Genomic DNA, 14,049 nt, shown 5'->3' with positions numbered 1-14,049 from the left:
AAGATACCATTTATGATTGCGCTTTCATATGCTATAAACCTACAATTGATCCGCTCATTTCTACACTGTCGATTTTCGTATTGACGAACCTGCAAGGAGTACCTATCCTTTAACTTAAGTGAAGGAGGCTGGCGATTATGGCTGCATTCAAGTCACTACGATCCAAGCTGACGCTCGTATATGGCCTGACCATTGTCACTCCATTTGTCTTATTGGCATTTGTACTTCCCATCTACGCCCAGCATGTGCTCATCAGAGACACGGAGAAGCTGACGGCAGGAACCCTGCACGCTATGGCCGGTAATATTGAGACTTATCTGGATGATTTGGAACGGCTGACGGCTTCCCCCTATCTGAATGACAATGTCATACATGCGCTGAAGATTATTGCCGACAATGTATATGAACATGCAAGCGCATACACGAAGCTTCAGACGGATCGCGCCTTAACAGGCACATTGCCAAATTACTTAATCAATACCCGCAAAGATATTCTCAGCACGCTCATCATTACGATGAACGGGAAATCCTACCTCACAACCAAGAACAGCAGCATAGACCTCGTTCCCGACTTTCCGTTCCAGTACGAATTATGGTATCAAAAAGCAGTGAAAAGAGATGGGAAGGCTGCATTCATCAGTTCTCATTCGCAGACCTACTTGACGAACCCATCCACCATTCAGGTATTCTCCGTATCCCGATTAATTAAAAATCCAGAATCCGGGCAGCCGCTCGCCGTCATATCTGCCGATGCAGATACGAATGTACTCGATCAGATCACGAAGGACATTCCATTTAACGTTAGTTCTGTCGTCGCAATTACGGATGACATGGGAAATGTAATCTATTCAGGCAAGCCGTTGACCGAAGAAATGCTCAAACAACTTCAGACCCGAGGGAATGAAGACGTACAGGACACCAGATTCGTGACCGTAACCCAGACTATCAAGCCAGCAAATTGGGAAATCACCGTATTCTTATCCAATGACGAGCTTAAGCAAAAGGTACATTGGATTTACATCACGGCAGCACTCATTTCGATTGGCGGCCTCATTGTCACTTTTTTCGTATTCCGCTACTCATCGCAATGGATCGTTAAGCCGATCACGCAGATGAAAGAAGTGATGACGAAAGTGCGCAATGGAAATTTGCAGGCGCGTTATGAAGGGGTAGGATCAGACGAGTTGTCTTACCTTGGGCATTCGTTAAATAAAATGGTCATCCAGCTCGATGAGCTCATTAATCGCGAATATAAAGCGGTTCTGGCACAGCAGCATGCAGAAAATCGAGCCTTGCAATCGCAAATACAGCCCCATTTTCTATACAACGTGCTGTCCGGATTCATCGGATTGAACCGCATCGGCGATACGAAGAGTCTGGAAACGGCCATTATTTCACTGAGCGGTATGCTGCGCTACATTCTAGAGGAAAATCAATGGACAACGGTCGAACACGAATTCAAGTTTCTAACCAAATATGCGCTGCTGCAGCAGCTTCGCTTCCAAGACAGGCTGACGATTCATATTCACTATGATGATGAAGCTGCTGAGTGCCGGATTCCAAAACTGCTCATCCAGCCTCTATTGGAGAACGCCGTCATCCATGGCATTGAACCCGATGATCAAGATCACACCATTCACGTGTCCGCTTCCATCAAGCAGCAAGACAACGACCCGCTTATCTGTATCGAAGTGCGTGACGACGGTGTTGGATTCGATGCGAAGGCGATGCAATCTCAAGCACATGTTGGTCTTGCCAACGTAAATTCGCGATTGAAGCTCGTCTACCCGAACGCACAACTGAGCATTGTAAGCGAGCCTCATATCGGCACTTGCGTAACGATTCAGATTTCGAAGGAGGACAGCTTATCATGAGGATTTTAGTGGTAGACGACGAGGCCTTGGTAAGAGCCAGTTTGCGAAGCATGCTGGCTGAATTGAACATGCCTGTCCACGTCATCGGAGAAGCCCGTAACGGAGAAGAAGCCCTACGATATGTGGCAGAGCGGCAGCCAGACCTTGTGTTCGTCGATATTCGGATGCCGAAGTTGAATGGTCTGGAGGTCATCGCGCAGAGTCGGGATAACTCCCCTCATACGAAGTGGATTATCGTAAGCGGCCATTCGGAATTCCAATATGCGAAGGAAGGGCTGCGTCTTGGCGCATGCAATTATTTATTGAAGCCATTCAGTCTCGATGAGCTTCAGGATAGCCTAATCCGTGCGAAGGAAATCCATGATGCACATATCTTGGATCTCAATCGCCAGCTTGAACATGCCATTCTTTCTTGTATGCATGGCAGCAGCGGCAATCAAGCAAACCTATGTCAGCTTGGGATACGGCGATACAAAGTCAACGTGTTCTATTTCGACGGCTGTCTCTCAGAACAAGAGACGTTTTTGCGGCAGCAGCAGTTCCATGAGCAATTGCAGTTGCTCATCCGTAATCAATCTCTTACCACCAGTCTCCATGCCGTCGCATTGCCCCTCACTAGCGGTAATCCTGCAATCGTATGGTCATGGCCAGTTGCACACCAGCAACATGCCGCGGAGCTTCAAAAGGAGATGGAGAATGCTGTCCAGCAAATGTGTAAAGGTGAGTTTTCTTCCTCTCCTACCATTACTACCATTCAGATCGAAGAGTGTGCGAATCTTCTAGAAGCAGCGCAGAAGGTGGGAGAGCTTCAGCGAATCGCTCCCCTTCGCATGCTGTTCCCGATGGAGCACACGTTGGCACTTCACGACCTACTCGAATTGGATCAGCAGCATGAATCGCTCTCTATAAGTCGTCTTGTTGAGAGGGTATGCCGATTATTCCGTCAGCAAGACTATTACGGTTATTCTAGAGCCATCGTGTGCATGGAAAAAGAACTTCGCAGATTGCGTGGAACACACTTGGCAAATCAAGCCCTTGTTTATCGGATTCAAGAATCCATATCCTATTCGATTGGAATATCGATAGACAAGATAGAAGATCAAGAATGCTGGTTTGGGCAATTGAAAAGTCTCGGGGATCAGATGATAATCCAGCCTCCACGTCATGGCAGCATGAACAAAGATATCGTGCAGCAAGTCGTTGCTTTGGTTGACGAGCACTATATGCATAACATTGGAATGAAGCAAATCGCGGATATGTTCCATGTGACGCCGAATTATTTAAGCAGCTTATTTCATAAGAAGCATGGCATACCATTTTTGAAATATGTAACTGAAACAAGAATGTTGAAAGCGAAGGAGCTGCTGCTCAAGGAGCCTCATCTTAAAGTGCAGGAGGTTGCCGAAGCCGTCGGTTATTACAGTGCACGCCATTTTGCAAAGCTGTTCCGGGACTATTATGAGTGCTATCCATCAGAGCTTAAAGAACAGGGAAAATGAAGAAGATGCGATATAAGGTGATGAAAACGTCTGCCGGGGGAGTTTCATGTTAACAACTTAATCATCTGCCAACCTTTGGAACATAGCCTATAGTTAAAATAGAAGAGTTTCATGTTAACAACTTAATAACTTAATAACTTAATAACTTGGCAACTTTATATGAAATTGGATCGTCAATATATCGATCCACTATTTTACTCAATCCCTCTTAATTAGAAAGGAGCAAACGAATGCAACCATCCATTACACGCGACTCACTAACTCACACGACCTCATCACGACACATACATACCTTTCGATTGCTGTCTGTCGTTCTCACATTTATGATCCTCTTCACTGCATCGTTATCATCGACTGCTAGTGCTGCCTCAGCAGCCAATTCCACAAAAGAATCGCTGCCAAAATTCATACAAGTCGAGGGAGGATATTATTATTCCATCGCGCTGCGCAGTGACGGATCAGTGTGGGCTTGGGGCCGCAATCTCACTGGGGAAATGGGCATCCAAGAAACAGTGACCATTTACGACTCCTATCCGATTCGACTATTTGAGCTGACAGACATCCGTCATATCTCAACGAGCGGAGAAGGTTATCACTTGGCCACGAAAGCCGATGGAACCGTATGGACATGGGGTGCCTCAGGAGACTCTAAAGACGGCCGCCAGCATTCCATTCTGCCACATCAGATTCAAGGAATAAAGCATGCCGTTTCCACAACCGCAACATCCAATAGGGGTGCAGCAGTTCTCGATGACGGGACGGTGTGGTACTGGCCGCGTGCAAAAGGAACAGAGACAGCTCCTGTGAAGCCCGTGCAAGTGAAAGGCTTATCCGAAATCGTTCAAATTGAAGCCTCCGCAGAAAAAATATATGCAGTGAAAAAAGATGGTACCGTGTGGAGTTGGTCAGACGCAGCAAAACCAACAAAAATCCAAGGACTTTCTGATATTCGCATGATCTCTTCCGGTCATTCCCTGCTTGCTCTGAACAAGAAGGGAAAGGTCTGGAGAGTAAAGGAACAAGGAAAGCCTGTCGCCGTTCAGCCCCAGCTGACGATAAAATCCATCCGCACTTATGACGATTACGAACTATTATTAACGACTTCCGGTGAAGTGTACAGCTATGGAGGACGAACACCGACTGGTAAGCAGGGAAAAGTAAACGGTTTGCCTAAAGTTACGGCGATAGCCGCAGGGGCATTCCACAGTCAAGCTATAGCGGAAGATGGGAACGTATGGGGCTGGGGTGGAAATATGTTTTCTTCGATCGGGACAACGAAGAAATTTAAAGACAATATGGTCTATAGCCCTGTTCCTGTAGAACGTACGGCAGACATTTACGTCAATGGCAAGCTCATCAACTCCAGGTATCCTTCTTTCATTCAAACCAATACCGTGCTTCTCCCCGCAGCGACAGTCGCGGCGGCACTCGGTACGAAGCTGCAGTTCAACGCGGAATACGGTGTTGCAATGCCTTACTCTATAACGTACAAGAGCCGAACATTGTCCTTCGGATATGAACAAGATCGCATTGTTTATGACGGTGGGTTCATTGATCGTGAGAAACCTTTAGTCGGTGCAACTGGTACTACCTCCATACCTTATCAGTTGTTAGAAAAAGGACTTGGTCTTCATGTGACCTGGAATCCCAAACTGCTGCAAATTCATATCGACGAAGGATCATCTAACAAATGATTACCAAAACTGATGGCATCAATGGCTGTTTCGAGTGAGCAAGCATGCATTTCCATAAACCTACATATGTATTGGCTGGGTTACGGGAAACTACGGTTAGAAACGATAAAAAAGACGCTGCCTCATTCGGGCAGCGTCTTCTCGCATCCAGCTCAACCTTGATTTTGTTCCCATCGAGCCACTTCTTCTCTGACACGAGGCGCTACTTCTGTTCCGAACAGCCGTATCGCTTCCATAACCTCTTCGTGAGGCATAGTGCCATGCGGCATATGCAGCATGAATCGCGTAACCCCTACGTGCTTACGGAGCTCGATAATTTTTTGGGCTACCGTCTCGGGATCGCCAACATAGAGAGCACCCTCAGGGCTGCAAGCCGCGTCGTAATTCGCTCTCGTGTACGGAGGCGCTCCTTTTTCCTTCGCTCTCACATTCGTTCTTGCAAATGTGGACGGGAAGAATGTCTCGATCGCTTGCTTCTGCTCCTTCGCGATAAACCCATGAGAATGCGAAGCAATCGTCAGACGGTTTACATCGTGACCTGCTTCCGCAGCAGCTTTCTTGTATAGTTCAGCCTGAGATGCATAATCAAGCGGCTTCACTGGTCCGATGATCGCCAAAACGAATGGAAGTCCCATTTTCCCTGCTCTGACCGCGGATTCCGGACTTCCTGCGCTTCCAATCCACACTGGCAAATGCTCCTGCACAGGACGCGGATAGATGCCTAGTTCATGAATCGCAGGACGATGCTTCCCGCTCCAGCTTACCTTCTCCGACTTCTGAATCTGCAGCAACAAATCCAGCTTCTCATCGAACAGTTCTTCATAATCGTTCAGATCACAACCGAACAAAGGGAATGATTCCAGAAACGAACCACGACCAACCATAATTTCTGCACGACCATTAGAGAGGCCATCCACAGTTGCAAAGTCTTGAAATACACGCACAGGATCGGTAGACGACAGGATCGTCACTGCGCTTGTAAGCCGAATTCTTGTCGTCTGAGTTGCTGCTGCAGCTAATACAACCGCAGGAGAGGATGCCGCAAAGTCCGGACGATGATGCTCCCCTATCCCATATACATCCAGCCCTACCTGATCTGCGAGGATCATCTCCTCGACCACCTGCCGCAGCCGTTCTGCGTGGCTAATCGTGATTCCGGTATTCACATCAGGCGTAGTCTCAACAAACGTGCTTATACCTAGTTCCACTATCCATTTCCTCTTTTCCATTGATGTTCGTGTCGATGTTCATGTTCATATTTACGCACATAGTAGACGGTATATTAATTTATCACTTATTTTCATGATTTCATAGGTTGGAAATGGGATTTCCATTTATTCTCTGTATATAAAAAAGAAATTAAGTTCCATCGTACATGGAACCCTGAATGGCAGCGGCACTATATTCATGAAGAAACGCAGCATCGTTAAGTTTTATGATGACAGAACTATAATGCTGATCAGACGTCAGATTGCCCCTCCCTAATTTCCCATGCGATTCACGTTCTGGTGTCATTTACCGATACATGATAAGGAAGCTTTTATGAATCCATCATGTTGGAGTGAGAAAATGACCAATCAAACGACGGAATACTGCCCGGAATGCGGGCACAAAATGGAATCCGTGCCGGGGTATGTTACCTGGTGCGAGGAATGCAATTGGAACATCGATCCGGACTGGCGCCCCATCTCTTCACTAGGCCTTGTGGAACGGCTCAATTACCGCATGGGAGTCAAAAAATCACAGCTATTGCTTGAGGAGAATCTGCATACCGATCGGATTACGTATCCCTTAACCTGGCGTAAAGCGCTCGCTTATTTGTTAGCCGGAAGTATCCTTGCAGGTACCTTCAGCCTACCGATTATTGCGGTGTATTGGTTTTTTTATAGCAATTCGTTATTGCTTACTATGCTTGCCATTGTCCCGTTTCTACTATTCACCGACTTAATGCTGCCCTCCAGGTGGAGACTGTCGGGCCAGCCTCTGCGGCGGGAGGAATATCCCGGATTGTATCGTCTCGCCGATGACATTGCCGCAGCTGTTCAAGCACCGCCGATCGACGAGATTCGGATGACGAATTCATACAATGCGTACTTTACCAAGTTCGGCCGGCGCCGAACCAAGATCATCGGGATTGGAGTACCTCTATTTTCGGCATTGAGCCTATCGGAGAAGATCGCAATCCTCGCCCACGAGACCGCGCATCATGCGCATAAGGATGTGACCCGTTCCTGGTTTATCGTGTCAGCGAGGCGAATTATGGCTTCGTGGTACGAGTTCGTATATCCATACTGCGAAGAAGGAGAAGTGCTCAGGCCTATATCCACACCGATGCGATATGCCCAGTTGCAGCTGGCCAATCTGATTTTCATCCTGTATTACGGCCTTGGTATTACGGTCTGGGATGAGAGCCAGCGCGCCGAGTATTTGGCCGACCGAGTCGCGGGCGAGATTGCAGGAACAGATGCCGCATGCTCGGCCTTAAGCAAATCTCACTTCGCTCCCGTATTCTGGCTGACGGCTGAACAAATCGCACGCTACCGCTTTAATTCGGATTTGTTCGGGGAATTCCGCCAAAAGATGGAGCATGTCCCCGCAAGCGAGCAGAAACGAATCCAACGGATTCGCGATTCCATCACTGTACAATTGGATTCCACTCATCCGCCGACACCGTACAGATTACAGAGTCTACAGCATCATCAAGTACTGACACCGCGATATGTGCCTGACAGCAACCTGAAAAATCAGCTGGAAGAAGAGTTCGCACGCCTGGAGGAAATAAGCCAGCGCTACTTGCTGGATGATATTCGGGCGGCGTTATGATGGAGCTCGCTATGAGTAGATAATAGTAAACAGATGCAAATATCTCAGCCCTTTCGATTTCTATGAGGAAGCCAAAGGGCTCTGTTCCCAGCTGCCACCCGTTATCAACGTCCTTGCACTGATCTCTCCTTCGAACTACAATCGAAAGAGCATCCGTACTCTTTACACATTGAGAGAAGGTCCATCTATGAATGACAAGAGCAAAGAGCTATTGCAGCAAGCCTATGTACATGCCAATGATCTATCCAGACACCCTGTCCTCTCTCACTACTGGAATCAATGTTCACTTGTCGTGAAGGGCAGTGTATCCCGCGGCAATTGCGATCAGTATTCGGATATTGATTTTGTATTCTTCTGTGACGAAGATATTCGACAAGCGATTATCAGCGGATATCGGGAAGCAGGTTTAAGCACGACAAAAGATAACGCATTCCAACCGATTGGAGATTGGGAGGGCCATTATCACTTTGAGTCGTTCACTATGTTGGAAGGATATTACGGGGAAAATAACTATCCGCAAGTGTGGGAATTCCAGCAGGCGATCCCTATTCATGATCCTGAGTCACGATTCAAGCATACAATTGCGCAGCAATCTGCGCACTTCTTGTCCAATCCGATCAAGGTTATCAAGCCTCTTTACCTCAGCTTGCAGTTTACGCTCGATTGGATGCGGCATCCGCTGAAGCGCGGCGATGCGATTTCCACTAGTCTGCACTGCTCCAAGATTGTAAGGGAGCTATGTCAGCTGTCCTATATTTTGGATGGAAAGAGCTATCCACATGATAAGTGGCTGTCTACTTTTTTATCAACTACCCGCTTCGGCAGCTTGCAGGAAGAACGGATTGTATCCTATTTAAGCGTGATACCAACTGGGGGGTCGATTACTCCTCATATGGAGCTGAATGAATATCCATGCTATCAGCGAGCATGGGAGATGATTGACTCCGTGATTCGTTTTATCCGCGAGCACTATGGGGATTATCCATGGATTGACGAATGGTACTTATATGGGTAGTTTGTACCTTACCAAGTGGTATACCCAGTTGTTGTATTGATGTCTACAGAGTCTAAAGAGTCGACAGCAGTTTGAGGATGTACGTACTACTCCGCCATCGACTCTTTCCTCTGCTTCTGAGCAGGTACAGCAGAGGTAGAAGTAGAAGCAAACAATCGTTTTTTTTGATAATCCAGCAAATACAAATCTAATTCCTGACTAATCCTCACAACCTCATCATCTTTGAAATCGTTCTTTTCATTGACAATCGAAATAAGTTGCTTTTTAAGTCGTTCGATTTTCTCAAGCATTTGAAGATCATGGGGGCAGTGAAGATAACACATTATGAATCACCTCGCATAATCGGTGTGTAAATGAAGAACATCCCGAATGCTGATTGCAAATCTAGCAACCTACTAACCTTCTCCATGTTGTCTACTCTATCGATGACGCTCATATATTTCGTTTCTTCTTATACGTTGAATATATGTAAAATGTTTCCTGAAAAATAAATGAATTTCGATTTTCATATACATTCCCTCCATGAGCATCGTTTGCTCCATACAGCAAAAAGACATCGACAGTATCCTTGCTCTGCCGATGCCCTCTACTTCGATTTTCCCGAAATCAATTACTTTTTATCCACATGAAGCAATACCTTCGGATGCACGCTGTACGTGTCTGAAATGCTCTCATCTGAAATGACACCCAGTTGTATCAAGCTCTTTATCTTCGCAGTATCCGGCTTGGACAGCAAGCGCCATACTTCCGGGTCAGGCAGAGCCGCATACAGCTTGGCATCATCATATTGTCTATACTGTTGCTGAACCAGCTTCACATGGAAATTGCCCACGTCTATCTCTGACTCTCCCTGCTCTTCACAGTATTGAATAATATCGCTTCGCAGCGCCGACAGCTCATCCTCAATTTCCTTTTGCTGCTGCTTCAGCTTATAATATCTCTTTATCTTCTCATTCTCGATCATTGGATCACGCTCCCTCCTTGCACTGTATGCAGGGTGAAGCCGATCTAAGACCGTGTAACCGGGAAAGTGTAAAATTCGATTCGCACACAAGGGAAGACAATCTGTTCGTTCTCCTCAATACTTTGCGCTATCTATTCTGTCTGCTAAACTGACACTTCACTTGCCTTCATCCTCCCACCACCAGACTCGCCCAAACCTCCTTCATCTTCATAACCCCATAAATTATGTCGTCTTCAGACATTCGAGGGAAATAAAAGTACGCACCATACTGATTCATACCTTCACCAGTTTCTTTCTGAATGCAGGTATCAGACCAGTAAATGCCTTCTTCCGAGCACTTTGTACGAAACGTGACATATTGCTCTATGCTGCCTCGCCACCATCCGAAAATGCTTAATCCGGCATCCGCTTCGATCCAATGGAACAAGTGCGATACATGTGCCGTCAACAGATCCTGCAGCAGCTTGAACTTCTTCCCATACACCCGCTTCATTCTTCGTAGATGCCGTTCATATTGGCCATTGTGCATCCAAGAAGCCAACGTGCGCTGCTCCAGCAAGTTGCTCGGATTCGGCTCGAATACCCCCTTCGCTTTAGCGAACACGGAAACGAGCGATGTCGGCACAACCGCAAAACCGATGCGTATATGTGGGAGCAGCGTGTTGCTGAAGCTTCCGATATAGATGACTCGACCCTCACTATCTAACACTTTCAACGGCTCCAGCGATTTGCCCCGATGACGGAACACGCTGTCATAATCGTCTTCTAGAATGAGCGCATTGTTCTCCGAAGCCCAAGCGAGCAGTTGCTGACGGCGCTCCATTGTCAACACAGCCCCTGTCGGAAACTGGCGGTTAGGCGTCACAAGAAGCAGCTTAGCCTGCCAATCATGCGGTATTATCCCCTGTCCATCAATAGGTGCATGAACACAGCTCGCCCCTAGCGTCTGGAAGATATGTATGGCTCCCGTATATCCCGGATTCTCAACAACTACGCGATCCCCAGGATTAATGAACAACTGTGCCGTCAAAGCGAGTGCCTGCTTCGAACCATTGAACACAATCACCTGACTCGGATCAGCAGCTATGCCCCGTGCTCGTCTTATATATTGGGCAATACTGTCTCTAAGCCTATCATCGCCTAATGTGGACACCAATCGGTTCATTCGGTCACTGCTGTGCAGCAATCTGGCCTGCGCATACAAGCTGCGATTCCACTCTTTATCCGGAAACCATTGTGTACCAGAACCGAACTCTTTGAAATTCGCTACTCTCAAGCCGGCCTTGATGCGCATTCCGCTATTTTCATCCCGCCGTTCCTCGATCTCCTTCAGACGCATCCCCCAGTCGGACAATACGTTCAGCTCTTGACAGGGAGTATCAGTTCCTCTCTTGGTTGAGGGCTGGAACGCAACAAAGGTTCCCTTTCCCACCCCGCTTGAAATATAACCTTCAGCAGACAACATATCGTACACCTCATTGACAGTTCCCCGAGATAGCCCGAACAGGGCAGCCATTTCCCGGCTCGATGGCAGTCTTGTATCCTTTACAAATACTTGTGCGGCAATGGAATCTCGGATGGCATGATATAGTGCGAGGCGTTTGGATGGATATTGATCCAGATAGGAATGGTAAGGAATGTGGAATTGCATAAACTCATCCTCCGTCACCAATGGTCTAGTAAAACTAATCTAAATTGGATCTTTTTCATTGTCAATTCGTGAGGTAAGCTAAATACTACACAAACAAGATCGAATGGAGTAATCGGAGGAGGTCTTTGTTAATGCGAAGAAAAGAATTCGAAGTCATGGACACAGTGGAAACCGAGCAATTTATGCAAGAAATGAGCTTTGGCATTCTCGGGACGATCAATGAGGATGGATGGCCAGAGCTTACCCCGCTTAATTTTGTATATCACAACGGCTTTATTTATTTTCACGGCAGCGTATCAGGACGCAAGATGAAGAACATCAAGGCAGATCAGCGTGTTACATTCTCTGTGGCGAAGGAGTACGCAATCATTCCCTCCTATTTCACTGAAGCGAAGCTGGCCTGCCCTGCAACAGCCTTCTTCAAATCGGTTCTGATCAAAGGCCATGCGGAAAAGGTGTCGGATCTAACAGAGAAAGCGGAAGCATTGACCGCCTTTATGCAGAAGCTTCAGCCAGAGGGAGGCTATGCTCCGATTGATCCGGAGGATCCAGACTATACGGGTCAGATCAAAAGCACCTCCGTTGTCCGCATCAACGTGCATGAGTTATCAGCCAAGTATAAATTCGGGCAAAATATGAAAGAAGAGAAATTTGAAATCGTGTCGAATGGGCTGCTGGAACGAGATAAAGACTTAGACAAGGAAACCGTAGCCATGATGGAAGCACTCTGTCCGTATCATCGGATGAATGACGGCGATTAGATGACGAATTCTAATACGAAGTAAGACACTAGAAATAAAGCCCTGTTGGATTTTATGTAAAATGGAAGTCTTCGCGACACCATTTGTACAGAATAAACCAACAGGGCTATTCACAATTTTTCATTATTAGAGTGCACAGCTTCAAGATGATTTATCAGTGGGTGTCTAACAGCCAACGACTAGAAGAGATAGATGTGTAGTAGTTTTTTCTATTGGGAACTCGATACGGTCGTATCTAGAAGTGGAAAATCAACATAATGGTACATCAAACCGCGCGCCAGTCCGGCCCTTGCTGCGATATCACCAACCTCGGCAGCTGAATATCCTTTATCTGCATACACAAGCATGGCTGCTTGCAATATTTCTTGTTTTCGCTGTTTTCGAATTTCTTCGTCCTGTTCCTTTGTACGTGGAGACAAGAGTAACCCTCTCTTCATTACCATTCATGTCATCCAAAGTTATACAAGTATTCATAATAACCATCAACGTAGAGGATGTTTCCAAGAGTGGCTTCTTTAGACGTAGGAAACGAACATATTAGAATAATACTTTTGACGCTTCCTTGGTAAAAGGAAGCAGCTCATCCACTCTTCCATCACGTATTTTTGCAGCCCATGCGGGATCGACGAGCAAAGCCCGGCCTATCGCTACCAAATCAAATTCATCTTGCTCAAGTCTCTCGATTAAGCCGTCAATGTTTACATTCTGGGCCCCTTTACCCTCCGCAAAGAAACTTAAAAATTCACTGTCTAATCCCACAGAGCCTACAGTTATGACAGGTTTTCCTGTAATCTTCTTCGTCCATCCAGCTAAATTAAGAGAAGAACCTTCGAATTCAGGTTCCCAAAAACGTCGAGTCGAGCAATGAAATACATCTACCCCTGCATCTACCAACGGAGATAAAAATTGAGCCAGCTCATCTGGTGTATAGGCCAATTTAGCCGTAAAGGGTCTTCTTTTCCATTGAGAGAAACGGAATATGATCGGGAAGTCTGGACCAACGGCATCTCTGCAAGCTTTCACAATCTCAACTGCAAAACGCGTCCGTTCTACGATCCCGCCTCCATACTCATCCTCTCGCTGGTTCGTTTGTTCCCAGAAAAATTGGTCGATAAGATAGCCATGTGCCCCATGGAGCTCAATACCGTCAAAACCAAGTCTTTGCGCATCTGCTGCACCTTGAGCAAATGCATCCACTACCATGTCAATTTCGTTCTTCGTCATCGGTTCATTCACCTTCAAGCCATCAGCTGTTATACCCGATGGGCCAATAGGCAAAGCCTCTGGATTCGGCGCTTGCCCAACTGCGCGCTGGGTTCCGACATGCCATAGCTGTGGAATAATTCTTCCCCCCGCCTTATGTACCGACTGAACGATCCTAGACCAACCATCTAGTGCGTCTTCTCCATAAAATCTCGGAATATTCGGGTGTGACGCTGCTGCAGGATGATTAATGACTGTACCTTCCGTTATAATAAGCCCAACACCATTCTCTGCACGACGTCTATAGTACGCCTCCACATTCTCCCCTGGAATACCCTCTGGAGAGAACATGCGCGTCATAGGCGCCATGACAATGCGATTGCTCAGCTCTAGTGGGCCAATCGAGAAAGGTTTAAACAAAGCTTCAACTGATGGGGTTTGCATCATGCTTTTCCTCCTTTTTTTCTTTGAAATATACTGCCTTTTATCATTATACAATATTTCACATTTAAACTTGACCACGATGGATCCATCTTGTCCACATCATCGGATACAGGATAAAGCC

12 protein-coding genes are annotated in these 14,049 nt (G+C 46.7%); 6 read left to right on the top strand and 6 right to left on the bottom strand.

The genetic code is table 11. The features are described 5' to 3' along the window. Nucleotides 1–137: 137 nt before the first annotated feature. The 3 genes from PBN151_RS20390 (at nt 138) to PBN151_RS20380 (ending at nt 5,067) form a co-directional block, all read left to right on the top strand. Nucleotides 138–1,874 (top strand): cache domain-containing sensor histidine kinase, encoded by a 1,737-nt coding sequence (locus PBN151_RS20390; RefSeq protein ID WP_072730455.1) that lies wholly within the window; start codon nt 138–140, stop codon nt 1,872–1,874. Next, nucleotides 1,871–3,373: a response regulator gene (locus tag PBN151_RS20385; RefSeq protein ID WP_072730454.1), complete on the top strand. Its 1,503-nt coding sequence runs from the start codon at nt 1,871–1,873 to the stop codon at nt 3,371–3,373. Before PBN151_RS20390 ends, PBN151_RS20385 begins: the two co-directional genes overlap by 4 nt. Nucleotides 3,374–3,603: 230 nt before the next feature. Further along, the gene (locus tag PBN151_RS20380; protein ID WP_072730453.1) at nt 3,604–5,067 is read left to right on the top strand and encodes a stalk domain-containing protein; all 1,464 of its coding nucleotides are present in this window, start codon (nt 3,604–3,606) and stop codon (nt 5,065–5,067) included. Between the two features lie 152 nt (nt 5,068–5,219). Here the strand turns inward: PBN151_RS20380 and PBN151_RS20375 are convergent, their stop codons facing one another. Next, nucleotides 5,220–6,275: an LLM class flavin-dependent oxidoreductase gene (locus PBN151_RS20375; protein ID WP_072730452.1), complete on the bottom strand. Its 1,056-nt coding sequence runs from the start codon at nt 6,273–6,275 to the stop codon at nt 5,220–5,222. A gap of 361 nt (nt 6,276–6,636) precedes the next feature. On the opposite strand from PBN151_RS20375, the gene PBN151_RS20370 reads away from it, so the two are divergent. Then, a complete protein-coding gene (locus PBN151_RS20370) occupies nt 6,637–7,890 on the top strand; it encodes a M48 family metallopeptidase (RefSeq protein ID WP_072730451.1) in 1,254 nt (417 codons plus the stop codon). Nucleotides 7,891–8,077: 187 nt separating this feature from the next. Beyond that, nucleotides 8,078–8,905, top strand: a complete 828-nt coding sequence (locus PBN151_RS20365) for a hypothetical protein (protein WP_072730450.1) — start codon at nt 8,078–8,080, stop codon at nt 8,903–8,905. 86 nt (nt 8,906–8,991) lie between these two features. Here PBN151_RS20365 and PBN151_RS20360 read toward each other — a convergent pair whose 3' ends face one another. The 3 genes from PBN151_RS20360 to pdxR all read right to left on the bottom strand — a co-directional run bounded on the left by PBN151_RS20360 (nt 8,992) and on the right by pdxR (nt 11,520). Further along, nucleotides 8,992–9,195, bottom strand: a complete 204-nt coding sequence (locus PBN151_RS20360; RefSeq protein WP_227774887.1) for an aspartyl-phosphate phosphatase Spo0E family protein — start codon at nt 9,193–9,195, stop codon at nt 8,992–8,994. A 320-nt stretch (nt 9,196–9,515) separates the two neighbouring features. Beyond that, on the bottom strand, nt 9,516–9,869 hold the full coding sequence (locus PBN151_RS20355; protein ID WP_044356021.1) for a hypothetical protein: 354 nt from the start codon (nt 9,867–9,869) through the stop codon (nt 9,516–9,518). 166 nt (nt 9,870–10,035) lie between these two features. Beyond that, a complete protein-coding gene (pdxR, locus tag PBN151_RS20350) occupies nt 10,036–11,520 on the bottom strand; it encodes a MocR-like pyridoxine biosynthesis transcription factor PdxR (RefSeq protein WP_072730448.1) in 1,485 nt (494 codons plus the stop codon). Between the two features lie 131 nt (nt 11,521–11,651). Between pdxR and PBN151_RS20345 the strand changes: the two genes are divergently transcribed. Next, a complete protein-coding gene (locus PBN151_RS20345; RefSeq protein WP_072730447.1) occupies nt 11,652–12,281 on the top strand; it encodes a pyridoxamine 5'-phosphate oxidase family protein in 630 nt (209 codons plus the stop codon). A 209-nt stretch (nt 12,282–12,490) separates the two neighbouring features. Here the strand turns inward: PBN151_RS20345 and PBN151_RS20340 are convergent, their stop codons facing one another. Together PBN151_RS20340 and PBN151_RS20335 are read right to left on the bottom strand one after the other, a co-directional pair. Continuing rightward, a complete protein-coding gene (locus tag PBN151_RS20340; protein ID WP_227774885.1) occupies nt 12,491–12,700 on the bottom strand; it encodes a TetR/AcrR family transcriptional regulator in 210 nt (69 codons plus the stop codon). Nucleotides 12,701–12,818: 118 nt separating this feature from the next. Beyond that, nucleotides 12,819–13,931 carry an NADH:flavin oxidoreductase gene (locus PBN151_RS20335; protein WP_072730446.1) on the bottom strand — a complete coding sequence of 371 codons (1,113 nt, stop codon included), beginning with the start codon at nt 13,929–13,931 and terminating at the stop codon, nt 12,819–12,821. Nucleotides 13,932–14,049 lie beyond the last annotated feature (118 nt).

Origin of the sequence: Paenibacillus sp. NAIST15-1 (assembly GCF_001894745.1) — a bacterium.
GTDB lineage: Bacteria > Bacillota > Bacilli > Paenibacillales > Paenibacillaceae > Paenibacillus_B > Paenibacillus_B suaedae.
Note: the sequence above shows the minus strand (reverse complement) of the source record. Positions and strands in the feature narration are given on the sequence as shown.